This is a genomic window from Streptomyces achromogenes subsp. achromogenes, from assembly GCF_000720835.1.
In the GTDB taxonomy this organism is placed as follows: domain Bacteria; phylum Actinomycetota; class Actinomycetes; order Streptomycetales; family Streptomycetaceae; genus Streptomyces; species Streptomyces achromogenes.
Map to the genome: position 1 here is coordinate 26,006 of NZ_JODT01000017.1, position 25,209 is coordinate 51,214.

The 25,209-nt window shown below is 72.4% G+C and carries 21 protein-coding genes and 1 pseudogene; 13 read left to right on the plus strand and 9 right to left on the minus strand.

All coding sequences use genetic code 11. The annotated features are described in order from the left end of the window. Positions 1–65: 65 nt before the first annotated feature. Positions 66–1,094, plus strand: a complete 1,029-nt coding sequence (locus IH25_RS0117960; RefSeq protein WP_030610808.1) for a zinc-binding dehydrogenase — start codon at positions 66–68, stop codon at positions 1,092–1,094. Positions 1,095–1,158: 64 nt separating this feature from the next. Here the strand turns inward: IH25_RS0117960 and IH25_RS0117965 are convergent, their stop codons facing one another. Further along, positions 1,159–2,484: a TolB family protein gene (locus tag IH25_RS0117965; protein ID WP_167346030.1), complete on the minus strand. Its 1,326-nt coding sequence runs from the start codon at positions 2,482–2,484 to the stop codon at positions 1,159–1,161. A 527-nt stretch (positions 2,485–3,011) separates the two neighbouring features. On the opposite strand from IH25_RS0117965, the gene IH25_RS0117970 reads away from it, so the two are divergent. From IH25_RS0117970 to metX, 6 genes are all read left to right on the plus strand, one after another. Then, entirely contained in the window at positions 3,012–3,815 is an 804-nt protein-coding gene (locus tag IH25_RS0117970; protein WP_051754026.1) for an ABC transporter permease, read from the plus strand. Between the two features lie 120 nt (positions 3,816–3,935). After that, complete coding sequence (locus tag IH25_RS0117975) at positions 3,936–4,985, plus strand: taurine ABC transporter substrate-binding protein (RefSeq protein WP_030610816.1); 1,050 nt, start codon at positions 3,936–3,938, stop codon at positions 4,983–4,985. After that, a complete protein-coding gene (locus IH25_RS0117980; protein WP_030610820.1) occupies positions 4,972–5,787 on the plus strand; it encodes an ABC transporter ATP-binding protein in 816 nt (271 codons plus the stop codon). The genes IH25_RS0117975 and IH25_RS0117980 overlap by 14 nt, the downstream gene beginning before the upstream one ends. A 33-nt stretch (positions 5,788–5,820) precedes the next feature. Next, positions 5,821–6,705, plus strand: a complete 885-nt coding sequence (locus IH25_RS0117985) for a TauD/TfdA dioxygenase family protein (protein WP_030610823.1) — start codon at positions 5,821–5,823, stop codon at positions 6,703–6,705. 186 nt (positions 6,706–6,891) lie between these two features. Further along, positions 6,892–8,253 carry a bifunctional o-acetylhomoserine/o-acetylserine sulfhydrylase gene (locus IH25_RS0117990; RefSeq protein WP_078844291.1) on the plus strand — a complete coding sequence of 454 codons (1,362 nt, stop codon included), beginning with the start codon at positions 6,892–6,894 and terminating at the stop codon, positions 8,251–8,253. Beyond that, positions 8,254–9,399: a homoserine O-acetyltransferase MetX gene (gene metX / locus IH25_RS0117995; protein ID WP_030610830.1), complete on the plus strand. Its 1,146-nt coding sequence runs from the start codon at positions 8,254–8,256 to the stop codon at positions 9,397–9,399. A gap of 25 nt (positions 9,400–9,424) precedes the next feature. Here metX and IH25_RS0118000 read toward each other — a convergent pair whose 3' ends face one another. Continuing rightward, positions 9,425–9,772, minus strand: a complete 348-nt coding sequence (locus IH25_RS0118000) for a hypothetical protein (protein WP_245172813.1) — start codon at positions 9,770–9,772, stop codon at positions 9,425–9,427. A gap of 287 nt (positions 9,773–10,059) precedes the next feature. Between IH25_RS0118000 and IH25_RS0118005 the strand changes: the two genes are divergently transcribed. The 5 genes from IH25_RS0118005 (at position 10,060) to IH25_RS0118025 (ending at position 16,103) form a co-directional block, all read left to right on the plus strand. Continuing rightward, positions 10,060–10,986: an ABC transporter permease gene (locus tag IH25_RS0118005; protein ID WP_051753984.1), complete on the plus strand. Its 927-nt coding sequence runs from the start codon at positions 10,060–10,062 to the stop codon at positions 10,984–10,986. Positions 10,987–11,047: 61 nt separating this feature from the next. Further along, positions 11,048–12,823, plus strand: a complete 1,776-nt coding sequence (locus tag IH25_RS0118010) for an ABC transporter substrate-binding protein (RefSeq protein WP_051753985.1) — start codon at positions 11,048–11,050, stop codon at positions 12,821–12,823. Positions 12,824–12,843: 20 nt separating this feature from the next. Further along, the gene (locus tag IH25_RS0118015; RefSeq protein WP_030610842.1) at positions 12,844–13,836 is read left to right on the plus strand and encodes an ABC transporter permease; all 993 of its coding nucleotides are present in this window, start codon (positions 12,844–12,846) and stop codon (positions 13,834–13,836) included. Beyond that, positions 13,833–15,482, plus strand: a complete 1,650-nt coding sequence (locus tag IH25_RS0118020) for a dipeptide ABC transporter ATP-binding protein (RefSeq protein ID WP_030610845.1) — start codon at positions 13,833–13,835, stop codon at positions 15,480–15,482. The genes IH25_RS0118015 and IH25_RS0118020 overlap by 4 nt, the downstream gene beginning before the upstream one ends. A gap of 231 nt (positions 15,483–15,713) precedes the next feature. Then, complete coding sequence (locus IH25_RS0118025) at positions 15,714–16,103, plus strand: peptidase inhibitor family I36 protein (protein ID WP_030610848.1); 390 nt, start codon at positions 15,714–15,716, stop codon at positions 16,101–16,103. A 105-nt stretch (positions 16,104–16,208) separates the two neighbouring features. Here IH25_RS0118025 and IH25_RS37585 read toward each other — a convergent pair. The 6 genes and pseudogenes from IH25_RS37585 to IH25_RS0118055 all read right to left on the minus strand — a co-directional run bounded on the left by IH25_RS37585 (position 16,209) and on the right by IH25_RS0118055 (position 23,280). After that, positions 16,209–18,578: pseudogene (locus tag IH25_RS37585) on the minus strand (glycosyl hydrolase family 18 protein). Between the two features lie 150 nt (positions 18,579–18,728). Next, the gene (locus IH25_RS0118035; protein ID WP_051753987.1) at positions 18,729–19,139 is read right to left on the minus strand and encodes a MerR family transcriptional regulator; all 411 of its coding nucleotides are present in this window, start codon (positions 19,137–19,139) and stop codon (positions 18,729–18,731) included. Beyond that, positions 19,136–20,626, minus strand: coding sequence for a DHA2 family efflux MFS transporter permease subunit (locus IH25_RS0118040; protein WP_051753988.1), 1,491 nt, complete (start codon positions 20,624–20,626; stop codon positions 19,136–19,138). The genes IH25_RS0118035 and IH25_RS0118040 overlap by 4 nt, the downstream gene beginning before the upstream one ends. Positions 20,627–20,745: 119 nt before the next feature. Further along, positions 20,746–21,402 carry a hypothetical protein gene (locus tag IH25_RS0118045; RefSeq protein WP_030610857.1) on the minus strand — a complete coding sequence of 219 codons (657 nt, stop codon included), beginning with the start codon at positions 21,400–21,402 and terminating at the stop codon, positions 20,746–20,748. A 375-nt stretch (positions 21,403–21,777) separates the two neighbouring features. Then, a complete protein-coding gene (locus IH25_RS0118050) occupies positions 21,778–22,641 on the minus strand; it encodes a carbon-nitrogen hydrolase family protein (RefSeq protein ID WP_051753989.1) in 864 nt (287 codons plus the stop codon). A 54-nt stretch (positions 22,642–22,695) separates the two neighbouring features. Next, the gene (locus IH25_RS0118055) at positions 22,696–23,280 is read right to left on the minus strand and encodes a GNAT family N-acetyltransferase (protein ID WP_030610863.1); all 585 of its coding nucleotides are present in this window, start codon (positions 23,278–23,280) and stop codon (positions 22,696–22,698) included. A gap of 263 nt (positions 23,281–23,543) precedes the next feature. Between IH25_RS0118055 and IH25_RS0118060 the strand changes: the two genes are divergently transcribed. After that, positions 23,544–24,419: a phosphotransferase family protein gene (locus IH25_RS0118060; protein WP_245172826.1), complete on the plus strand. Its 876-nt coding sequence runs from the start codon at positions 23,544–23,546 to the stop codon at positions 24,417–24,419. An 83-nt stretch (positions 24,420–24,502) separates the two neighbouring features. On the opposite strand, the gene IH25_RS42305 is transcribed toward IH25_RS0118060, so the two are convergent. Next, a complete protein-coding gene (locus tag IH25_RS42305) occupies positions 24,503–24,922 on the minus strand; it encodes a DUF3566 domain-containing protein (RefSeq protein WP_245172814.1) in 420 nt (139 codons plus the stop codon). Positions 24,923–25,209: the final 287 nt, after the last annotated feature.

Consider the following 25,209-nt stretch of genomic DNA (forward strand, 5'->3'; position numbering starts at 1 on the left):
ACCACCGCCCTGTCCGTGCGCCGCCGTGCGCGGCGCTCGTATCCCGTTGGGAGTTCCCCTTTCTCATGCGCGCAGCAGTGATGTACGGAGCCGGAGACGTCCGCGTCGAGGAGCGGCCGGATCCGAGGATCGAGAAGCCGACCGACGCCGTCGTGCGCACGGTGGCCTCCTGTGTGTGCGGCAGCGACCTGTGGCCGTACCGGTCCATGCCCGCCGACGGCACCGGGCGCCCCATGGGGCACGAGTTCCTCGGCGTCGTCGAGGAAACCGGCGCGGACGTGCCCGGGCTGAAGCCGGGTGACCTGGTCGTCGCCCCCTTCACCTACAGCGACGGCACCTGCGACTACTGCGCCAAGGGGCTGCACTTCTCGTGCCGCAACGGCGGCCGGTACGGGTTCGACGGGGTCGACGGCGGCCAGGGCGAGGCGGTCCGCGTGCCGTACGCGGCCGGCACCCTGGTCAGGCTGCCGGTGTCCGCCGACGCGGCTCTGCTGCCGTCGCTGCTGGCGCTGTCGGACGTGATGACCACCGGTCACCACGGCGCGGTCACCGCCGATGTCGGCCGTGGTGACACGGTGCTGGTCGTCGGCGACGGGGCGGTGGGCCTGTGCGCGGTGATCGCCGCCCGCCGGCTGGGTGCCGAGCGCGTGGTGCTCGCGGGTCACCACGAGGAACGCACCGCCCTGGGCCGCGAGTTCGGCGCCAGTGACGTCGTCGCGGAGCGCGGCGAGGAAGGCATCGCCCGGATCCGGGAGTTGACCGGCGGGGTGGGCAAGGTGATCGAGGCCGTCGGCACCCGCCCGGCCCTGGACACCGCGCTCGGCGCGGTCCTGGACGGCGGCACCGTCAGCCGCCTCGGCGTCCCCCAGTACGAGCAGGGGCCGTTCGGCCGTGCCGAGTTCCTGCGCAACATCACCCTCACCGGCGGCGCCGCCCCCGCCCGCGCCTACATCGGGCAACTGCTGCCCGACGTCCTGGACGGGACGATCGACCCCGGCCGCGTCTTCGACCGCTGCTTCACCCTCGGCCAAGTCCCGGACGCCTACCGGGCGATGGCCGACCGCCGGGTCCTCAAGGCCCTCATCCGGCCTTGAGGAGACGGCGTCCGACGGCCGAACGGACGGGCAAGAGCCGGGAAGGGCCTGTGAGCGCCCCCTCTCAGCGCAGGACGCGGACGAAGACGTCCGTGTGGCCGTTGGTGTCGCCGGGCACGAGGTTGTCCGCGGCGCTGTCGAAGGACACGGTGCGCCCGGAGGCGTCGGTGCCGAGGAAGCCCGCTCCTCCGTTGGACTGTGTCCCGTCGTCGGCGACATCGACCCGCCGGACCTCGCCGGTGCGCAGGTCCCGCAGGAACGCGTCGGCCGCTCCGTTGGTGTCGCCCGGCACCAGGTTGGAGGCGGTGGAGGTGAACACCGCGTACCGGTTGTCGGCGCTGAGGTGGGGGCGGCCGGTCCCGGAGTCGTCGTTCGGCTCGGAGCCGTCGTGTGCCAGGGAGAGGCGCCGGGTGACACCGGTGGTCAGATCCCTGGCGAAGTGGTCCCGCGCGCCGTTGGTGTCCCCCGGCACCAGATTCGCGTACGCGGAGGAGAAGAGCGCGTGGCGTCCGTCCGGGCTGAGACCGACGTCGCCGTTGAGGGGAGTCTCCTCGCCGTCGAGGTCCACCACCGCCGGTGTGGTGCGGCCGGTCCGGGTGTCATGGACGTAGAAGTAGCGGGACCGGGGGCGTTTGTGGTCCGTCGCGGGCTCCTCGGCGCCGGTGCCGAGGCGCCGGGCGCTCGTGAAGGCGATCCGGGTCCCGTCCGCGCTGATCGCCTCGCTCGTGGACCGGCCGCGGCCCTCGGTGCCGTCCGTGGCGACGCTCACGCGCCGGGTGGTCTTCGTCCACCGGTCGTGGACGAAGGCGTCCGACTCGCCGTTGGTGTCCCCCGGCACCAGGTCGGAGCGGCTGGAGGTGAAGGCCACATAGCGTCCGTCGGCGCTGAGGGACGGGGCGTAGGTGAAGCTTCCCTCGGGGCCGGGCCCGATCAGCGGCTCCGTGCGCCCCGTCCGGCGGTCGCGGAGGAAGATGTCCTCGCTGTCGGGGGTGTCCCCGGGGACCAGGTCGCCGTCGAGCGAGTCGAACGCGACGTACCGTCCGTTCCCGCTGATCGAGAAGGCGGTCGGGGGTACGTCGGCCTGAGTGCCGTCGCTCGCGACGTCGACCCGCTCGACCGCTCCCGTCCGCCGGTCCTTGACGAAGATGTCGTTGACGCCGTTGGTGTCACCCGGCACCAGGTTCGCCGACCACGACTCGAAGGCGATGTACCGCCCGTTCGCGCTGACTTGGGGACTTCCCGAGTCGGAGTCCCCGCCGGTCCCGTCGGCGGCGGTGCTCACCAGACCGGTGTGCGGCCGGCGCCCCTCACTCGTGGCCGCCGCCGAGGTGAGGGGCAGCGCCGTCGCGCAGACACCCCATACCGCCAGCCCGGCGGCAACTCGCTTCAAGTACCGCATACTTCCCCCTCGCGACACAGCCCGCGTCCCCGGTCGTACAGGTCGCGGACAGCTAATACCGGGCGGCGCGGAGCGTCAACGACGTGGACGCCGTCGGCCGGCCGGGCTGCCACGGCTCCGCTCGCCGGCGACCGGGGCCGGCCGTGTTCCACGGAGTGGATGGCTCTTGGCCGGGGGATGCGCCTGTTGTACAAATAGATCTCATGATCTCCGAGTCCTTGGTGCGACGCCTGGTCATCGACCTGTGCCGGCGCCCGGGCTCGTGTTGTCGCTGATCCGGCCTGTTCCCGCACCCCTCGTCGTCCGGTGACCTCACCCGGACGAGGGCCCGTGTCGCGCCCTGCCGGGGTGCTCCGTCCGCAACGTTCAGCATCGCTCACGCCGGGGCCGGCCGCCGCCCTCCCCCCTTGAGGCCGTTCCTCCCCGGCGTTCCATGGAGGACGCCCGTGTCCACGACTCCCCCTCTGTCCAAGCCGTCCACCACCGGGCCGCACGCCGACGTACCGCCCGCGCCTGCCTTGCGGGTACGGCGGCTGTGGGCGCGTACTCGCTCCGTGCTGCTGCCGTTGGCCTCCCTCGTCGTCTTCCTCCTGCTGTGGCAGTCGCTGGCGGTGAGCGGCACCTGGAGCGAGACGCTGGTCCCGCCGCCGGCCAAGGTGGGGGACGCGTTCGTCGACGTGTCCACGACGCACGCGGGAGTACGCGGGTACAACGGCACCTACCTCGTGGAACACCTGGGCATCAGTCTGCGCCGCATCGCGCTCGGCGCCGGGCTGGGCATCGCCGCCGGGGTGCTGTTCGGGCTGCTCATGGGCACCGTCGGCTGGCTCCGCGCGTTGTTCGAGCCCTGGATCACCTTTCTGCGGACGCTGCCGCCGCTGGCGTACTTCTCCCTGCTCGTCATCTGGCTGGGCATCAACGAGGAACCGAAGATCACCCTGTTGGCGGTGGCCGCCTTTCCGCCCGTGGCGGTGTCGACGACCACGGCCGTCGCCGCCGTGCCGAGAAGCCTGACCGAGGCCGCCCGCGCGCTCGGCGCCTCGCGGTGGAACGTGGTCACGGACGTCGTCGTCCCCTCGGCGCTGCCGGAGACGCTCACCGGGGTACGGCTCGCCGTGGGCGTGGCCTATTCCTCGCTGGTGGCCGCCGAGTTGGTCAACGGGCTGCCCGGTATCGGCGGCATGGTCAAGGACGCCGCCAACTACAACAACACCCCGGTGGTGCTGGTGGGGATCATCACCATCGGCGTCTCCGGCCTGATCATCGACGGCCTGCTGCTGCGACTGGAACGCGCCGTCGTGCCGTGGCGCGGCCGCGCCTAGCACCAGCCCGCCCTCCCCCAAGTCCCGCTCCCGGTCGCGACGGCGTCGAGCCCGCCGTCGCGGCCGGCCGGTGCACCTTCCGCCCAGTCACCCCGCTCCCAGCACAGAAACGGCCCTGTCATGTCCCCTGTGTCCCACGGCGCTTCCCGCCGGCTTCTGCTGGCCGGTGCCCTCGCCGCCGTCTCCGCGGCCGTCACCGGCTGCTCCTCCGGCGAGGCGACGGCCTCGGGCGGCTCCCGGCGGCTGCGCATCGGCTACTTCGCCTTCCCCAGCGGCGACTTGCTCGTGAAGAACAGAAAGCTGCTGGAGAAGGAGCTGCCCGATTACCGCGTCACCTGGATCAAGTTCGACTCCGGGGCGGCCGTGAACCAGGCCTTCCTCGGCAAGTCGCTCGACATCGCCGCGCTGGGCTCCAGCCCGTTCGCCCGCGGCATCTCGGGCGGTTCACCGATCCCGTACAAGGTCGCGTGGGTCCTGGACGTCGCCGGGGAGAACGAGGCCCTCGTCGCGCGCAAGGGCAGCGGCATCGTCGATGTCGCCGGTCTCCGGGGCAGGACCGTCGCCACACCGTTCGCCTCGACCTCGCACTACAGCCTGCTGGCGGCCCTGCGGACGGCCGGGCTCAAGACCTCCGACGTCAAGCTGGTCGATCTGCAGCCGCAGGCCGTCCTCGCGGCCTGGCAGCGGGGCGACATCGACGCCGCCTATGTGTGGCTGCCCACCCTGGACGAGCTGCGGAGGACCGGTATCCAGCTCACCAGCAGCAAGGAGATCGGTGCGGCGGGCAAGCCGACGCTCGACCTGGCGGTGGTCTCGGACGACCTCATCGCCAGGGACCCACATGCGATCAGCTCCTGGCGCAAGGCGCAGGCCCGGGCGCTGCGTCTGCTCCGGTCCGATCCCGACGGGTCGGTGGCGGCCGTCGCGGCCGAGCTGGGCATCAGCGCCGCGGACGCGCGGGCCCAGCTCAGGCAGGGAGTCTTCCTCACCCCGGAGCAGGTGGCGTCCCCCGACTGGCTGGGCACCGACGGCCGGCCCGGCAAGCTGCTCGGCTACGTCACCGACACCGCGCGTTTCCTCGCCGAGCAGAGGCAGCTCGACGCCGCGCCGGCCGAGGACACCGTCCGCAAGGCGTTCTACCTCAAGGGGCTGTCCGATGACCTCACGTGATGTCTCCGCGCCCCCGGAGGAGGCCGGCACCGGGCGGGCGGAGGCCGTCCGCCTCGACCGGGTCGTCCACCGGTACGGTCTGGGCGGCGAGTCCTTTACCGCCGTGGGGCCCGTCGATCTGACCGTTCCCGCCGGGGAGTTCCTGGTGCTGGTGGGCGCCTCCGGCTGTGGCAAGAGCACCCTGCTGCGGCTCGTCGCCGGGTTCGAACGGCCCACGCGGGGTTCGGTGCGTGTCCACGGTGCCGAACCGCGGCCGGGGGCGGGCGCCGGCGTGGTCTTCCAGACACCGCGGCTGTTCCCCTGGCGGACCGTGCGCGGCAACATCGACCTGGCGCTGCGGTACGCGGGCGTCGAGCGCGCCCGACGGCCCGAGCGGCGACGGGAGTTGCTGGACCGGGTGGGACTGGCGGGGGTCGAGGGGCGCCGGGTCTGGGAGATCTCCGGCGGCCAGCGGCAACGCGTCGCCATCGCCCGGGCCCTCGCCGCCGAGAACCCGCTCCTGCTGCTGGACGAGCCCTTCGCGGCGCTCGACGCGCTGACCCGGGAACGGCTCCAGGAGGACGTCCGTCAAGTGGCCGCGCGGACGGGCCGGACCACGGTGTTCGTGACGCACTCGGCGGAGGAGGCGGTGTTCCTCGGCTCGCGCATCATCGTGCTGACCAGGAGCCCGGGCACCGTGGCCCTGGACCTCCCGGTCCCGCTGCCACGCGCCGGCGTCGACGCCGAGGACCTCAGGAACTCGGCCGAGTTCGCCGAGCTGCGCGCGCGGGTCTCCCACGCCGTCAAGGCCGCCGCGGCCTGACCCCCGTACCCCCGATCCGGAAAGGACACCAAGATGAGCCTTCTCAGCGAGCGGCCCGCCCCGGCGCGGCTGCCGGTCACCCCGCTCGGCCCGCGCTTCGGCGCCGAGCTCCACGGTATCGACCTCGGCCGTCTGGACGACGACGAAGTCCTGGCGCTGCGCGAGGCGTTGGTGGCGTACAAGGTGCTCTTCGTGCGCGGCCAGCACGGGCTGGACGACGCCGCGCAGATCGAGTTCGGCCGCAGGCTGGGCGAGGTCACCGTCGGGCACCCGGTCCACGACTCCGGTGACTTGGCGCCCGAGGTGTACTCGCTGGACAGCCAGGACAACGGGTTCGCCGACGTCTGGCACACGGACGTGACGTTCGTACGGCGTCCGCCGGCGATCTCGGTCCTGCGGGCCGTGGTGCTGCCGCCCAGCGGCGGCGACACCAGCTGGGCCGACAGCCAGTCGGCCTACGAGTCGCTGTCGCCGGGCCTGCGGGACTTCGTCGACACGCTGACCGCCGTCCACGACGGCACCCGTGAGTTCGGGTACTACCTCGCCCAACGCCGGGGCGGCCGGGGCAACGTGTGGGAGGGCGAGGTGTTCACCGAGCTGACGCCGGTGGAGCACCCGGTGGTGCGGGTCCATCCGGAGAGCGGGCGCAAGGGCCTGTTCGTGAACCCCGGCTTCACCTCGCACATCGTGGGTGTCTCGGAGCACGAGAGCCGGGGCATCCTCGACATCCTCTACGCCCACCTCACCAAGCCCGAGCACGTCGTACGGCATCGCTGGCAGCCGGGTGACGTGGCCCTGTGGGACAACCGCAGCACGGCCCACTACGCCAACCGGGACTACGGCGACCGGCACCGCGTCATGCACCGCATCACACTGCGCGGTGACACACCGGCCGGACCGGCGGCCGTCCGCCGCTGACGGGGTGTGCGGGAGCCCGGCGCCCGTGGCCTCCCGCACACATGTCCGGCACGTGCGCGGTTGATCGTTGCGCACGGATGTCGTTTGTGAAGTCCTCGTTGCACGGTGCGTATCGCCCTGTCCCCGGGTGGCGGGCCGTGCTTACCTCGTCGCAACTCAGCGCCGCTCTCCCGCACGAGGAGCACCATGAGCAGCCAGCCCGTCGACTCCGTCACCGCCGGCCACACCGCCGAGGAGCCGTCCACCGGCCCCGACACCTCGGCCTGGTCCTTCGAGACCAAGCAGGTCCATGCCGGTGCCGTGCCCGACCCGGCCACCGGTGCCCGGGCCACGCCGATCTACCAGACCACGTCGTTCGTGTTCCGGGACACCCGGCACGCCGCCGACCTGTTCTCGCTGGCCGAGCCCGGCAACATCTACACCCGGATCCACAATCCCACCCAGGACGTCCTCGAGCAGCGGCTCGCCGCCCTGGAGGGCGGTGTGGCGGCCGTGGCGCTGTCCTCCGGGCAGGCGGCGGAGGCCCTGGCCCTGCTCACCCTGGCGGGCGCCGGCGACCACATCGTCTCCAGCGCCTCCCTGTACGGCGGCACCTACAACCTGTTCCGTCACACGCTGCCCCGGTTCGGCATCGAGGTGTCGTTCGTGGACGACCCGGACGACGCGGAGGCGTGGCGGGCGGCGATCCGGCCGAACACCAAGGCGCTGTTCGCGGAGTCGCTGGGCAATCCGCGCGGCAATGTGCTCGACGTGCGGGCGGTGGCCGACGTGGCGCACGCGGCGGGCGTTCCGCTCATCGTGGACAACACGGTGCCGACCCCGTACCTGCTGCGGCCGCTGGAACACGGCGCGGACATCGTCGTGCACTCGGCGACGAAGTTCCTCGGCGGTCATGGCACGGCCATCGCGGGCGTGGTCGTGGACGGCGGCACGTTCGACTTCGGCGCGCACGCCGACACGTTCCCGGACTTCACCGAGCCGGACCCCAGCTACCACGGTCTGCGCTACTGGCCCGCGCTCGGCCCCGGCGCCTACGCGGTCAAGCTGCGGGTGCAACTGCTGCGCGACCTCGGCCCGGCGCTCTCCCCGCACTCGGCGTTCCTGCTGTTGCAGGGCGTGGAGACGCTGAGCCTGCGCATCGAACGCCACACGGCCAACGCCCAGGCGCTCGCCGAGTGGCTGGAGCAGCGCGACGAGGTCGCCGTGGTGCACTACCCGGGTCTGCCGTCCAGCAGGTGGTACGAGGCCGGGCGGACGTATCTGCCGCGCGGTGCCGGTGCCATCGTCTCCTTCGAGCTGCGCGGCGGCATCGAGGCGGGCAGGCGGTTCGTGGACGGCGTGGAGCTGTTCAGCCACCTCGCCAACATCGGTGACGTACGCAGCCTGATCATCCATCCGGCGTCCACCACGCACAGCCAGCTGGACGAGGCCCAGCTGGTGGCGACCGGCACCGCGCCCGGGCTGGTGCGCCTGTCGGTGGGCATCGAGTCCCTCGCCGACCTGAAGGCGGACCTGGAGGCCGGTTTCCGCGCGGCCAAGGGCGCGTAGATGCACGCCGTCGCCGCCGCCGAGGCGCCCCTGCCGCCGGCCACCGGGGCCTGGCGGGAGGGGGATCCGCCCGGGCGGCGCCGGTGGTACGACGCGGAGAAGCCGCTGCCGTTGGAGGCGGGCGGTGAACTCCCGGGCGTGCGGCTCGCGTTCGAGACCTGGGGGACGCTCGCGCCGGACCGTGCCAACGCCGTCCTGGTGCTGCACGCCCTCACCGGGGACAGTCACGCCGCCGGTCCGGCCGGCCCCGGACACCCGACGCCCGGCTGGTGGGACGCCCTGATCGGTCCGGGGCGGGCGCTGGACACCGACCGCTGGTTCGTCGTCGCACCGAACGTGCTCGGCGGCTGCCAGGGCAGCACCGGACCGGCCTCCCGGCGTCCCGGCGGCGGGAGGCCGTGGGGCGGCGCGTTCCCGTTCCTGACCCAGCGCGACCAGGTGGCCGCCGAGGCCGGACTCGCGGACGCGCTGGGCATCGACCGGTGGGCGCTGGTCGTCGGCGGTTCGATGGGCGGCATGCGGGCCGTGGAGTGGGCGGTGTCGTACCCGGCGCGGACGGGCCGGCTGCTGCTCCTCGCGACCACGGCGGCGGCGAGCGCGGAGCAGCTGGCGTGGGCGGACATCCAGGTGCGCGCCATCCGCGCCGACCCGCACTGGCAGGGAGGCGACTACCACGACACCGGCCGCGGTCCGCACGCGGGGCTGGGGCTGGCCCGCCGGCTGGCCCATGTCACCTATCGCAGCGAGCCCGAGCTCCAGGTCCGCTTCGGCCGTCTGCCGCAGGACGGGGAGGACCCGTGGCGGGGCGGGCGCTATCAGGTGCAGTCCTATCTCGACCATCACGCGGCCAAACTGGTACGCCGTTTCGACGCGGCGAGCTACGTCGTGCTGGCCGAGGCGATGAACGCCCATGACGTGGGCCGGGGCCGGGGCGGTGTGCGGGCCGCCCTGCGCCGGGTGACCGCGCCCGCCCTGGTCGCCGGGGTCGACTCCGACCGGCTCTACCCGCCGGCCCAGCAGGCGGAGCTGGCGGCGCTGATCCCGGGCGCCGACCGGCTCAGGGTGGTGGAGTCACCGTACGGGCACGACGGGTTCCTGATCGAGACGGAGCAGGTGGCGGCGCTCGTCCGCGAGTTGCTGGACTGAGACCGGCACCCGCGCGGCGGCCCGCTCAGTCGGGGGTGCCGCCCGGGATGGCGAGTTCGCGGCCTCGGTAGAAGCCTTCCCGCTCCTCCACGACGTACGGAGCCATGGCGGCGCGCCGCCGCTGCTCGGGCTCGGACGCCCGCCAGGTGTCGCATGTCTCCTCGGAGTCCCAGAACGACACTCCGGTGACCTCCTGTCCGTCCGCGGACCAGTACGCGAAGGCACGGCGCATTCCCTGCGGCCGGTCCGCGGGCCGCCATGCCCGTTCGAAGTCCTCCAGGCCGTCCGGCTGGATGCGGCGGGTCGTCACCCACACGAAGCACTCCTCCATCGTGTCCTCCTCCGCTGCGGCCGTCCGGGGTGTCGGCGCCACTGCGACCACGGTAGGTCCCCGGCGCGGAACGCGCCTGGTGTGACCCTCGTCTCCCCGAACGGGCGATTCGCGAGGTATGGGGGTGTTTTCATGAAGGCGGCGTGAACACGGAAACATTTCTGCAATCTAAGGTCTACTAGCTATATGACCTTGTAAATGCAGGCATTGCAGCCGCTTTGATCTTCCGATCTAATGTCCGGTGTCCGGAGCGGCGACCCCGCCTCCGGTGTGATCCAGGGCGCTCCTCCACGACCGGAGCAGCCGAGGCGAGTCGGGAGTGCGACAGCATGGCAGCGGTATCGATGACACAGGTGTTCCGGCGCGACCGGGTCGGAATGGTCTCGCTCGCCGTCGTCGGGTTCTTCGTGCTCCTCGCCGTCACCGCGCCGCTGATCACCGCCCTCTACGGCAAGAATCCCACCGAGCACTACGGGCAGAACGAGACCGGCCTGCTCAGTCCGGAGGGGCTGCCCGTGCTGCCCAACGGCGGCATCTCCGCCGAGCACTGGTTCGGCATCGAGCCCGGGCTCGGCCGTGACGTCCTCGCCCAGCTCCTCCACGGCATCCGCACCTCGCTGCTGATCGCCTTCGCCTCGGCCGCCGTCGTCGCCGTCGTCGGCGTGGCCGTCGGTGTGACCGCGGGCTACCTCAGCGGCCTCGTCGACCGGGCGTTCACCTTCGTCTGCAACGTCCTGCTCGCCTTCCCGGCCCTGCTGTTCCTGCTCACCCTGGGCCCGGTCGTCCAGACCCGCTTCGTGGGACCGGAGGAGAGCGAACCCGCCTGGATGCAGTTCACCGTCCTCATCCTCGTCTTCTCCGCCTTCGGCTGGGTGCCGCTCGCGATGGTGCTGCGCACCGTCGTACGGTCCCTGCGCGAGCGGGAGTTCGTCGAGGCGGCCCGGGCGCTCGGCGCGAGCCGGCGGCACATCGTCTTCCGGGAACTGCTGCCCAACGTCTGGGCGCCGGTGCTGGTGCACCTCACCCTCGCCGTGCCCGCGATCGTCACCACCGAGGCCGCGCTGTCCTTCCTGGGCGTCGGCATCAACGAGCCCCTCCCGGACTGGGGCCGCATGATCTCCCGGGGCTCGGAGGTCTTCTACGACGACCCCACCTACATGGTGTTCCCCGGCGTCTCGCTGCTCGTCTTCGTCCTCGCCTTCAACCTCCTCGGCGACGCCGTGCGGGACGCGCTCGACCCGCACACCGTCCGCTGACCCCCCGCACACCTTCTCTCATCTTCACCAGCAACATCCGCACGACACAACGGAGTTCGTCATGCCCGCAGTCACCCCGCGCGCCGCAGCCGTCCCGGCTCTCGCCACCGCCGCCGCCCTGCTGCTGTGCTCCTGCTCCGCGGGGGCGGGCACGGACCCGCACCAGAACAGCACCGCCGCCAAGAGCGGCCGGCGGCTGACCGCCGCCCTCGGCACCGCCGAGGACAGCCGGGGCCCCGCCCCGAAGGTCCCCGGCGCCCGCGAGGGGGGCACCCTCACCATCGCCAACCCGGTCGACTACACCCACCTGGACCCGCAGAAGATCTACGCCGGCGAGGCGTACAGCACCTCGCTGCTGTGGGGGCGGCAGCTGACCCAGTATCAGGTGATCGACGGCAGGCCCAGGCTGGTCGGCGACCTCGCCACCGACACCGGCACGTCCTCCGACGGCGGCCGGACCTGGACGTACCACCTGAAGGACGGCATCGCCTGGGAGGACGGTGAACCCGTCACCGCGCAGCAGGTCAAGTACGGCATCGAGCGCACCTTCGCCCCCGGCTTCGAGGCAGGCCCCACCTACTGGCCCGAGTGGCTCACCGGCTCCCAGGACCGCACCGAGGCGGTGAAGAAGTACGGCGGGCCCAAGAAGGACGGCGACTTCGAGGCCATCGAGACGCCCGACGACAAGACCATCGTCTTCCACTTCCCCGAGCCGCAGTCCGACGTGCCGTACATGGCCGCGCAGTCCTCCTCCTCGCCGGTCCGGGCCGACAAGGACACGGGCACCGGCTACGACGTGCGGCCCTTCGCCACCGGGCCGTACCGGATCGTCGAGCACAAGCAGAACAAGAGCCTCACCCTGGAGCGCAACCCGCACTGGAAGCCGGCCACCGACCCGATCCGGCACGCCTACCCGGACCGCTTCGCGTTCACCTTCGGCAAGGCCGTCCTCAACACCGCCCAGGAGGTGTTCAACGGCCAGGGCTCGGGCCCGACGACCCTGACCACCAAGGGCACGCTGCCGCCGGAGCTGATCTCGACGGTCGAACGCGACCCCGTCAAGCGGACGTTGGTCGTCTCCGGCAGCCAGGGCGCCTACACCTCGGACCTGTACATCAAGAACGACCGGGTCACCGACCCCGAGGTCCGCAAGGCCATCCACTACGTCTTCCCGCGTCAGCAGGCCCGCCAGGTCCTCGGCGGGCAGTACGCCGGCGACTTCGCGACCACGCTGTCCTCCCCGGCCGTCGTGGGCTGGAAGAAGTACGACCTCTACCCCGTCGCTCCCACCGGGGACATCGCCAAGGCCCGGGACCACCTGGCCAGGGCGAGGACGAAGGTCACCAAGCTGACGTACGCGTACCCCGTCTACAGCGCGCAGGACGACCAGGTCGCGCAGGTCCTCGCCGACGCCTTCGCCAAGATCGGCGTCGAGCTGGTGGTGAAGGGCCTCCAGCCGGCCGCGTTCGACGCCGAGGTGTTCCGCAACGACGCCCCGTACGACCTGTGGCTGTCCACCAACTCCGTGGACTGGCCCACCCCGTCGACCCTGCTCCCCGACAGCTTCGAGAGCCACCTCGATCCGCTGTCCAACTCAATCCGCTACGCCAACCCGCGGGTGGACGCGGAGCTGGCCCGCATCGCGAAGATCGGCGACGCCCGGAAGAAGGCCGCGGAGCTGATCGGCCTGGAGGAGACGGTGATGAAGGACGTCCCCGTGGTGCCGTTCCTCTACAAGAGCGTCTCCCAGTTCCGCGGCAAGGACGTCGGCGGCGCCGCCATCCACCCGATCTACGGCGCCACGGCCGCGGTCGACCTGTACCTCGAGAACGCCTGATCCCGCCGATCCCCGCGACCATGACCCGATACCTCCTCAAGAGGGTCGCGCAGGCAGCGGCGGTGCTCCTCGCGATCACCGCCCTGGCCTTCGCCCTCTTCTACGCCGCCCCCTCCGATCCGGCGCTGATCGCCTGCGGCCCCAGGTGCGACACCGCGCAGGTCGAGGCGGTCCGCGCGAGCATGGGGCTCGACCGGCCGCTCCTCGCCCAGTTCCTCGACTACGCCGGCGGCATCGTGACCGGCCGCACCATCGCGGACGTCGACGGCACCCCGATCCCCTGCCCGGCCCCCTGCCTCGGCTACTCCTACACCCTCCACCAGCCCGTGCTCGCCGCCATCGCCGACCGCCTGCCGGTGACCGTCTCCCTCGCGGCCGGCGCGCTGACGGTGATCGTCGTCCTCGGCGTGGGCTCGGGCCTGGCGGCGGCACTGCGCCGGGGCCGGCCGACGGACCGCCTGCTGTCCGGCTTCAGCCTGCTGGGCGCGAGCGTCCAGATCTACTTCCTCGGCTACGTGCTCCAGTTCCTGCTCGTCTACACGACGGGCCTGGTCCCGCTCCCCCGCTACGTCCCCTTCGCCGCCCACCCCGCCCAGTGGGCCCTGGGGCTGCTCCTGCCGTGGCTGGTCCTCGGCTTCGTCAACGCGGCCGTCTTCGCCCGGCTCACCCGCTCACAGTTGCTGGAGACCATGCACCACGGGTATGTGCGCACGGCCCGCGCGAAGGGCCTGGGCACCCTGCGCGCCCATCTGAAGTACACCGCGCGCGGAGCGGCCGGCCCGCTGGTCCAGTTGCTCGGCCTGGAGGTCGGGGCGCTGCTCGGTGGCGCGTTCATCACGGAGACCGTGTTCGGTCTGGGCGGCGTCGGCAAGCTGGCCGTCGACGCGGTGAACGGCAACGACCTGCCCACGGTCGTCGGCACCGTGCTCCTGGCCGCGTTCTTCGTCGTCGTGTTCGTGGCCGTCGCCGATGTGGTGGTGGCCTGGCTGGATCCCCGAGTGAGGCTCGCATGAGCAGACCATCCGCTTTGCGCGTACGTGACTTGACGGTCACCTTCGGCACGGCCCGCGGCCCGGTGCCGGCGGTCCGGGACATCTCCTTCGACGTGGCACCGGGTGAGGTGCTGGGACTCGTCGGGGAGTCCGGTTCGGGCAAGTCGACGATCGGTCTGGCGGCCCTGGGCCTGCACGATCCGGCCCGCACCCATATCGAGGGGAGCATCCGGCTGGGCGGCGGACCGGAGTTGGTGGGCGCGCCGGAATCGGTCCTGAAGCGGGTGCGGGGCGCCAGGGCCGCGATGGTCTTCCAGGACGCCCTGGACGCGCTGTCGCCGTACCACACCATCGGCGCGCAGATCGCCGAGGCGTACCGCGTACACCATCCGAAGGCGGGCCGCAGGGTGGCGCGGCAGCGGGCGGCGGCGATGCTGGAGCGGGTGGGCATCCCGGCCGCCCGGGCCTCGGACCACCCCCACCACCTCTCGGGCGGCATGCGCCAACGGGTGGTCATCGCCATGGCGCTGGTCAACGACCCGGACGTGCTGATCGCCGACGAGCCGACCACGGCGCTCGACGCCAGGGTCCAGCGCCAGGTTCTCGACCTGATCCGCGAACTCCAGACGGAGACCGGTACGGCCATGCTCCTCATCACCCACGACGTGGGCGTGGTGGCGGCCACGTGCCATCGCATGCTGGTGTTGCGCGCCGGCGAGGCCCTGGAGGAGGGGCCCACCACGCGCCTGCTGACCTCCGCCGCGCACTCCTACACCCGGGCCCTGGTCCAGGCGGCCCCCACTCTGCGCACCCCGCCCCGCAGCCGGCTGCCCACGGTGGAGGATCCGGAACCGAAGCCCCGCGCGACGGCCCGGCCGGGTACGGCCCCCGCCCCCACCGGTGTGCTGGCCGAGCTGCGCGACCTGCGCGTGGAGTACCCGGGCCGGCGCCGCTTTCGCCCGCACACCGCGGTCGACGGCGTGAGCCTGCACGTGAGCCGCGGCGAGACCCTGGGCCTGGTCGGCGAGTCCGGCTCGGGCAAGTCCACGATCGCGAGGGTCCTGGCCGGCCTGCGCCGCCCGACCGGCGGGGAGGTCCGCTTCGACGGCCGGGACATCTCCGGGGCGGCGACGAACGCGCGGCTGCGCCGCGAGCTGAGCCGGGACGTCCAGTTGGTGTTCCAGGACCCGTACGCGTCGCTGAACCCGCGCCGGACGGTGGAGCAGATCGTCACGACGCCGCTGCGTGTCCACACGGACCTGGACGCGGCACGGCGCCGGGACCGGGCGGTGGAACTCCTGGAGCAGGTGGGCCTGTCCGCGTCGCACCTCTCCCGCCACCCGCACGAGTTCTCCGGCGGCCAGCGCCAGCGCATCGGCATCGCCCGCGCGCTGGCCGTCCGGCCGCGCCTGGTCATCGCCGACGAACCGGTCTCCGCGCTGGACGTCTCCGTCCAGGCGCAGGTCCTCAATCTCCTCATGGACCTGCGCGAGGAGCTGGGCCTGTCGCTGCTCTTCATCTCCCACGACCTCGCGGTGGTACGGCACTTCTGCGACCGCATCGCGGTGCTGAAGGACGGCCGGCTGGTGGAAGCGGGGCCGAGGGACACGGTCTTCGACACACCGGCCGCGCCCTATACGAAGGAACTCCTGGCCGCCGTCCTGTGACCGGGCACCTCCCGCGGCGACCGCCTGGCCCCGCGACCGGCGCACCGTGCACCGGCACGCTCCCCCGGCTCCGCCGGAGGACCCGGCTCACCCCGCTCGGCGGGCAACCACCCGCGACGCCTCACGCGCCCTTGCGCACGCTCTGTCAGCATCCTTGTGCGAGCCGTGACACTGGCTGCCGTCGCCCGGTGACACCGGCGGCAGAACCCGCGGAAAGGAAACAAACCCCCCATGTACCGTGTCACTTCGCTCGCCATCGCCTCCCTCGCCGTCGTCGCGGCCCTCGGCACCGCCCCCGCCGCGTCCGCCACCGCCCCGGCCCCGGCCGGCAAGAGCTCCGCCGCGGCCTTCCACTGCGACCCGGGACGCTTCTGCATCTACAGCGGCTGGGACGGCGGCGGCACCCGCTGCCAGTGGTCGCAGGAGAAGGTCGCGAACACCGCCGACCTGTGTTCCTTCATCCGCAACGGCAAGAACGTGCTGTCCGTGTGGAACGGCACCGGCCACCGCGTGCAGTACTACACGCAGACCAACTTCAACAACCGCGTCGGATCGACCGCCGCCGGCCACGGAGGGAACCTCATGGGCAATTACCAGATCCGCTCCTTCCAGAAGCAGTAGGCGCCCGCGGACGTGTGGGGCCCGGGCGGGCGGTCCGCCGTCCGCCCGCCCGGGAGCCGTACCGGCGCCGGGATCCGTACGCGGCGCCGGGCGCCGTGGTTCCGGCTACCTCAGTCCGTCGTCCAGCGCGGTCATCAGCTGACCGTTCGGTGTGTCGCCGGACATCTCCCAGACGAACCCGCCCAGCAGCCCCTTGGACTTGATCCAGGCCGTCTTCTTCCCGATCGACCAGGCGTCGTCGAACGACCACCACTGGCCGCCCGGACCGGTGTAGCCGTACGTCGAGACGGACTGCTCGTCGTGGCGTACGGTCATGGCGGGGAAGCTGGTGATCAGGTTGTGGTAGCCGCGCACCCCGGCCTCGGTGTCGAACTGGCCGGGCGCCGCGCCGCCCGCTTCCTGCCACTCACCGGCGGCCCCGCCGTCGGTCACGCCCTGCCAGCCGCGCCCGTAGAACGGGAAGCCCACCGTCAGCTTGCGGGGATCGACCCCGGCGTCGAGATAGACCTGGACCGCGTCCTCGACGCTGAAGTGGAAGGGGTACGGGTCCTGTGCGTCGGCGTAGAGGTTGGAGCCGTGGCCGGTGCGTCCCGGCTCCCAGGAGTTGTCGCTGCCGGCGCCGTGGAAGTCGTATCCCTGGACGTTGGCGTAGTCGAGCGAGTCGAAGATCCGGGTCAGGTCCCAACCGGCGGAGATCTTCGCGGGGTCGGCCGGGGTGAACGCGGTCAGCAGCCGGTGTTCGCCGCCGAGCGCGTCGAGCTGCTTGCGGAACTCGGCGAGCAGCGCGGTCAGGTTGGCCTTGTCCTGGGTGCCGTAGTGGTTGCCCGGGTGTCCTTCGGAGCCGGGCCACTCCCAGTCGATGTCAATGCCGTCGAAGATCCCGGCGGCCGTGCCCGGGCCGCCCGCGCCGTTGTAGACGGGCAGATCGCCCTTGATCCACACGTCGACGCAGGACTTGACGAACTTCTCCCGGGAGGCCTGGGTGGCGGCGGCGTCCGAGAAGAACTTCGAGTACGTCCAGCCGCCGAGCGACACCACGACCTTCAGCTTGGGGTACTTGGCCTTGAGCTTCCTCAACTGGTTGAGGTTGCCCCGGAGTCTGGCCCAGCCGTCGTCGGCGACTCCGTCCACCGACTGGGCGGCCGACATGGGACGGGCGTAGTCGGCGTCCGCGTCACCGGCGCCGGTGCCCTCGTCGGGGTCCTGGGGGTTGGCGGAGACGCCCTTGGTGACGCCCGCCTGGCAGGTGAGGTTCACCGGGTCCAGGTTCTCGAAGGCGTAGTTGACGACATCGAGCTTGGCCGCGGCGCCCGAGGTGTCCAGGTTCTTCACGAAGTACTGGCGGCCGTAGATGCCCTACTGCGCGAAGTAGCCCACCTTGAGCTGCCTGCCCGGCCCGGCCACGTCGTCGGTGGTGACGGTCAGCGCGTTCGACGCCGGGGAGGAGTTGTCGGCGGTGTCGCGGGCCTTGACCGTGAAGGTGTAGGCGGTGGCCGGGGAGAGCCCGTCGACCGTGGCCGTCGTGGCATCCGCGCCGACGGTTTTCGCCAGCGTGCCGCCGCGGTACACGTCGTAGGCGGCCACGGCCACGTTGTCGGTGGACTTGTCCCAGGCCAGGCCGACGCCGGAGGAGGTCTTGCCGGTGGCGCGCAGTCGGCCGGGCGCGGTCGGCGGTGCCGGGTCGGTCGCCGGGTCGACGGTCTTGACGGTCACCGGTGCGCTCGCCGGTCCCGCGTTCCCGCGGGTGTCCTTGGCGCGCACGGTGAACGTGTAACTCGTCGCCGGGGCCAGGCCGCTGACGGTGGCGGTGGTGCCGGTCGTGGTGGTCACCGGGGCCGGGCCGCCGAGCACCTCGTAGGAGGCCACGGGGTGGTCGCCGCCCTGCGCGGCGGCCCAGCTCAGCGCGACCGAGTGGGCCGTGACCGCGGTCGCCTTCGGTGCGCCGGGCGCGGTCGGCGGGACGTCGGGGGTGCCGTCGCACTTGTCGCCGTTGACGGTGCAGCCCGTCGGGGCGGTGAGCGGTCCGTTGGCGATGAACCAGTAGCTGTACGGTTCGGTGCTGCCGCCGGCCGGGACGCCGGCGTTGTAGAAGGCGTTCTTCACGGTCACGTGCCGGCCGGAGACGGTCGCGTCGCCGTTGTAGTGACCGGTGACCGAGACCCCGGCCGGCAGGTCGAACTCCAGGGTCCAGCCGCTGACGGTGGCCGCGCCGCTGTTGCGGACGACGTAGGTCCCCTTCCACCAGGAGCCGTTGTCCTGGCTGGTGAACGTCGCCGTCAGCGTCCCGGCCGCATGGGCGGGGGCGGCCAGCGCGGCGAGCAGCGCGAGCGGCAGGAGCAGCACGGCGCCCAGCGCGGCGACCCACCGCCGGAATCGGGCACCGCGCCGCGGGGCGCGGTGCCCGGGGTTGCCGGAGGGCGCTTCGGACGGATTGCGGCGAGGGAGTACGAGCGGTGGTCTGCGCCGGTGGAACATGGCTCTCCCTGTGGTCGTGGGGTGGTACAGGGGTGAGGTGAACCGTGGGTGCGCGTTGCCTGACCGAGCGCTTTCAACGTAGAAGGTCTGGACCAATGCGTCAACGGCCTGAGTGGGCAAGCCCGTTGAGGCGGGGGTACGCCGCGTACCTCAGTGGGGGCGCGGGGCTGCCGGCAGGTCCGCCCGCAGGAATCCGAGCGTGGACAGTTCGTTCACGGTCGCCTGCAACCGGCTGATGCGTTCCCGGCCCATCCGGACGAGTTCCTCCCCCGCGGCTGCCCACCGGTCGAGGTCGGGTGACAGGGGCGGGATACCGGCGAGGATGTCCGCGCTCTCCTTCAGGGTGATCCCCACGCGTTGCGCGGCGCGGGCGAGCCTGATCCGGCAGATCGCGTCGACGGTGAACCGGCGGGCGTTGCCGCTGTTCCGGTGGGCGCTGATGACCCCGTAACGCTCGTAGAAGCGGACGGCGTTGGCGGTCACTCCCGCGGCCCTGGCCACCTGCCCGACCGTCAGTGTCGCCTGGCTCGCTTCACAGTCCACGTGTTCGACGACTGTCATGAGGTCCGTCCCTGGTCCGCCGGTGATTCCTGCCGGTCAAGTATCACGGGGGCGCGGCGTGGGGAGCGCAGGCGTACGACCAGGGCCAGCGACATCACGACGAGGGCCGCCGCTTGGGTCAGCCGCTGGGCGTCCACGAGGGTGGCCGCGTACTCGGCTCTGGCCGCCGCTCCGCCGTCGGTCACGGCCGACAGCGAGGCGCCGCCGGTCATCGTGGCCGTGAGTCCCGTGAAGAGCGCGCTGACCGCCGCCGTGCCCAGGCCGTTCGCGACGGTGCTCACCAGCGACAGCAGCGCGGAGGCCGAGGCCAGGTCGGGGCCGTGGAGATCGCGGCTGGAACCGGAGATCGTCGGCATCATCACCGCGCCGGTCCCCGCCCCTTGGAAGAACCCGAGCAGCCCGAGCAGCGCGTAGGGGGTGTCCGGCCGGACCACGATCACCTGGACGAGGCCGGATCCGATCGCGAGGCCCAGGCCGGTGCCGACGACCAGCCGGGGGCCGAGCCGTTCGAGGCAGCGGGCGGCGAACTGCACGCTGATTCCCATGCCGACCGTTCCGGGAACCATCAACGCCGCCGTGACCGACGCGCTGTCCGCCCGCAGGATCTGCACGTAGGCGGGCATCAGCACGACCGTGCCGAAGTAGGGAGCCGCGTACAGGGCGAGGACCGCGGCGCCCCGGCCGAACACCGGATTCCGCAGCAGACCGATCCGCAACAGCGGTTCCGGGTGGCCGAGCGCCCGCACCGCGAACACCGCGACCGACCCCGCACCGAGGGCGGCCGTGGTGATCCGTGTCCAGGCCGGGCCGTCCTGCGCGCTGATGCCGTAGGCCACCGCGACGAGTCCCGGAACCAGCAGCACCGCTCCGAGCAGGTCGAGCCGGCCGCGCCGTCCGCGTGCCGCATCGGCCGGCAGCCAGGCGAGCGTGCCGACGGCGCCCAGCAGTGCCGATGGCACGGTGATGAAGAACAGAGGCCGCCACGACCCGGTGCCCAGGAGCAACGCGCCGAGCACCGGGCCCAGGATCGGCCCGATCAGCATCGGCAGACCGGTGATCGCCATCATCCGGCCGCGGCGCGCCGGTGCGACCGCCCCGAAGCCGATCGCCATCCCGAGGGGCGTCATCAGGCCACCGGCGAGGCCCTGTGCCGCTCGGGCGGCGATCAGCCAGCCCAGGCTGCCGGACGCCCCGGCGGCGACGGAGGCGACCGCGAAACCGAGCAGCGCCGCCAGGTACACCCGACGCGCGCCCCAGCGTGCGGCGAGACCCGCGGCGAGCGGCATCGTCGCGACCATGGCGAGCGTGTACGCGGTGATGATCCATTGGGCGGCGGCCAACGACGTGCCGAACGCCGCCATCAGCCGGGGCAGCGCGACCGCGACGATCGTCGCGTCCAGCACCGCCATCAGTCCGCCGGACGCCAGCACGATCGCGGCGCGCACCTCCGCTCCGGTCAGCCTGTTCGCCGCGCGCACTGCCGGCATCGTCGGCTCGTTCATTCCGCGAGCCGGTTGTCGAGCGCTTCTTCTGTCATGGCGCCGACGCTAGGCATTCGCCTATGGGTGAACTCAACACCCGTCCAGCCGGTGCCGGTTGTATCGGCCTACTGCGGGTTCCCGTTGGCGGCGAGGCGGGCGCTCATGTCCGCGTGGGCGCGCCGGGAGTGGGTGTTGGCCGGGTCGTGGAGGAGGCGGAGGTAGTCGTAGAGGACCTGCACGCACTCGTCCCGGGTGGAGTAGGACGCGTCCGAGGCCAGTTCGAGGTTCTTGGTGACCTCCATCAGCCGCCCGTCTGACGCGGCGTACACCGGGTGCCAGACGAGCCTCACCGCCGGGTGGAGGGCCATGATCACGCGCAGTTGCGGCACTTCCTGTGCGATGAGGACGCTGTCGGGGTTGTACGCCCGTAGAAAGATGTGGACAGGGCCGCGGGCGCGGCTCACGAAGGCTTTGGACAGGACGTTCCACATCGGTGTCTTGAGCATCCAGTCCGAGGTGAGGGTCAGCTTGTCGACCACCCCGCCGAACGGCGTCGCCTCCAGGGGGGTGTGGCCCTTGGCGAGGGCGTAGTCGCTGACCTCCCTGCCTCCCGACCAGAGCGCCATCGTCGGCGTGTCGATGCCCAGGTAGTCACCGACCATCTTCACCAGCTCCTGGTACCAGCTGTTCGACGCGCGGTGCTCGCGCTGCTCCTGGCGTACGGTGAACCTCGTCATGGCCTCGTCGTTGAGCCGGCCCTGCTCCGCGATGCCGCCGAGCACGAGCTGCCAGGCCGCGTCCGTGACATCGTCGGGGAAGCCCCGCCTGGGCCATCATGGCGCGGAACGTGCTCCATTCGCCGTGCGCGGTGGGGTCGGCGGCGTTCCGCCGGGCCTCCTCCCGCACGTCGGGATCGGCCTGGCGCTGCACCCGGCGGGTCACGGCCGCGTTGCCCACCGTCCGCTGGAGCACGGCGAGTCCGGCGGGATGCGGTGCCCGGCCGGGGCCGAGGTCCGAGGCCGTGTCCTGGACGCGCCTCCTCGGCGCCGTCGCCGGCGCCGGCACCGAGTGTGTCTCCGTCTTCCGCACGCCCCAGCCCTCCCGAATTCGCCACTCCGCCCTGAGACTAGAGCCTAGGCGACGGGGCTGAAAGCGCGTCAGCCGAGCCGGTGCCGGGTCCGGGTGTGCGCGGTCGTGTCACCCAGGTCGCTCAGCATGGGTTCGGAGGCGCGGACGGCACGCAGGACCTCCTGGGCGAGGTCGGCGGTGATCAGCTCGGGCCGGTCCACGGCGGCCTCGGCGAGCGGTCGTCCGTCCGGGCCCCAGATGGCGCTGGATCCGCAGGCGTTCCAGCCCCCCGTAGTGCCGATGTGATTGGCGAGCACCGCGTAGCAGGTGTTGTCCAGAGCCCGTGCCGGGAACCATGTGCGTGATTCGTGGTACCCGTTGCCGACCCCGAACAGGGCGCCGACGACGTAGGCGTGGCAGCCGTCCAGCGCCGCCGCACGGGCGTGCTCGGGAAAGCCGGAGTCGTAGCAGATGCCCAGCCCCAGGCGCCAGCCCTCCAGCTCCAGGGTGCACCCGGCCGCACCCGCGCGATAGATCTCGTGTTCCGACGTGAACAGGTGCTGCTTGTCGTAACGGGCGGCGAGTTCCCCGTTCGCGTCGATGACCAGGGCCGACACATACAGATCGTCCTGGGCGTGGAACGCGGCGCCGACCACGGCGACCGTGCCGGTCTCCCGGCAGGCGTCGGCGATGGGGGCCAGCCGCGGGTCGCCGGACCGCACGGCGCATCGCCGCGGGTCGGACCGGACGAGGTCGGGCTCGTAACCGCTGAGGAACTTCTCCGGGAAGACCACGAGCCGGGCCCCGGCCCGGGCGGCGTCGTGGACCATGGCCGCGACGGTGGCCGCGTTGGCGTCGACATCACCGGCCTCTGCCTGCGCCTGAGCGGCGGCTATGCGGAGCGGACGCGACGGGAGCGGATGGGGGCGGTACTGGGCCGCGTGTTCTGTCACGGATCTTCACCCTACCGCCGCGCCCCGGCACATCTCTGTGCGAGGGTGCGGGCATCAGTCTCCGGCAGGGCGGCCCTGCGTCGCCGCGTGCCCTTCGCGGTCGAGGATGGCGTGCACCACGGAGTCCCGCCACGCTCCGCCCTTCAGGACGTGCTCCCGGATGACGCCCTCTTCGACCATGCCGACGGCCGCCATGGTCCGGTCGGATGCCTCGTTGCGCGGAGACCGCGCGCCCCAGATCCGGTGCGGGCGCAGGTCGTCGAAGCCGAAGCCGAAGCCTAAGCCGAGCAGGAGCCGTACCATCTCGACGCCGTAGCCGGCGCCCCAGGACCGTGGGCGCAGCGCGAAGCCCAGGGTGGCGCCACCCTGTTGGTGAGGATCGAGGTCCGGCCTTCCGAAGCCGACGAGTTCGGCGCTTTCCCGCTCGACAACGGCGAGCGCGTATTCCCCGCGCGGCGTCTCGGCGGCTGCGGCGATGGAGCGCGCCACGATCCGGCCGGCCTCCTCTCGGCCGCGCGGCTCGAACGACAGGTGCTCCGTCGCCTCCGGGCTGCCGTAGACGGCCGGCACCGCGTTCACGTCCTCGGTGCTCAGTTCCCGGAGGGCCAGACGGGTGCCGGAACGTTCGACCGGATACATGCCCCGACTCTATCCACCGGTCCCTGTCCGGCCCGGGACAAGCTCAGGGCCGGACAGGGAAGAGCCCAGGGCCGGGTTCCCCCTGGCCGCCCGTCGTCGTGGCCGCGTAAGGTGCGCGAGTCGTGGCGGGAGGAGAGGCGGTCGGTGACGTGGCATTGACGGTGGTCGCGCGGGAGCGGTTGGCGGGGGCGGCGCGGGCCGCGCTGGGCGGTGGGCGGCGGCTGGTGGCGGTCGAGCGGGTCACGGGCGGCAGCAAGAAGGGCGTGTACCGCCTGGTGATGGACGACGCGACGACCGCGATCGCCTACCTGTGGGACGACACCGAGAACTACTGGCCGGCGGCCGAGGGCGACGACGACCTCACCGACCCGTTCTCGCCGGGGCTCGGGCTCGATCTGTTCGAGGCCGCGCACGCACGCCTGAGCGCGCTCGGCGTCCGTGTCCCGGCGATCCGCCTCGTCGACCACGCCGACGGCGACGGCTCGGCCGGCCTCGCCGTCGTGGAGGACCTGCCGGGCCAGACGCTGGAGCAGGTGCTCGCCCGGGACCCGCGTGCGGCGGCCCCGGTCATGGCCCGGCTCGCCGAGGCCCTGGAGGCGATGCGCCGGCACCGCGCACCGGCGTACGGCAAGGTGGCCGTGGTCGACCAGGGCGGCAGGTCGCGGGGGTCGTCGTGCGAGGAGGCCGTCCTGGCCCGCGCGTTGCGGGACCTCGCCGAGGCGGCGTCGCGCGACCCCCGGATCGCGGCGGCCCGCGACCGGCTGGCCCAGCGGCTGCTGCGCCTGGCGGGCGCGGTGCGGCCCCGCGCGGAGTACGCCGTCGTGCACGGCGAACTGGGCCCCGATCACGTCTTGGTGGACGCGGACGGGAACCCCGTGCTGATCGATATCGAGGGCACGATGTACTTCGACATCGAGTGGGAGCACGTCTTCCTGCGCATCCGCCTGCACGAGGCGTACGGGCCGCTGGCGGTGGACGGACTGGACGCGGACCGGCTCGCGCTGTACCTGCTGGCCCAGCGGCTCTCGCTGACGGCGGGACCGCTGCGCCTGCTCGACGGGGACTTCCCCGACCGGGCGGCGATGGCGGGCATCGCCGAGCACAACCTGAACGAGGTCCTGGCACTGGTCGGCGACTGAACGCACCGCGCCGGACCGGGTACCGCCGCGACACTCAGGCCGCCGCACGACGGCCCGGCCGTACGACGGTCAGTCCGTACGAGTCAGTCCGTACGTCGGTCGCGCTCTGTCCGCGTCGGGATGTGCGTACGCAGACGACGGCGGGCCCTGGCCATGAGCAGCAGGGCCCGCGCGTCGGCCGGGGACGGTCCGGTCAGGGCCTCGGTCACGGCTATCTCGACACCGCCGCTGTACTGCGCCGACAGGTTGTAGAGGAAGGCGCCCAGCGTCACCAGGCCGGTGCCCAGGACGACTTCCGCGATGACGACTCCGACGGCGACGGCCAGGAAGGTGCTGAACGCCGGCAGGACATCCGGTGCCATGGCGTTCAGCATGATCCAGGCGACGCCCGCCGTGGCGACCACGAGCACACCGAGCCCGGCCAGCAGGAGGAAGCTCGTCACCATCACCGACCAGGGATCGGCCTCCGACAGACGCAGCCGTATCGGCCGCCGGCCCGACACGGGCGCCCCGCCGCCGGGCACCCGCCGGCTCCGGGGACCGAAGACCGGCCCGGACCGTCCGGCACCGGCGGCGGACCCTACGGACCCGGGCGGGCCGGACGGATCCGGCGGAGCGGGCGTCTGCGGGGATACGAGGGCAGCACCGGAGGCAGGGGCACCGGCAGGGGCAGGCGCGGGGTGCTCGGCCGTCGCACCCGTGCCGTCGGGAAGGCCGGGCCGCTCCGGGGGTACGGACTTCCCGCCGGGTATCGGCCGGCCGTCGGTCTCGTCGGGCGGCACCGCGCGCC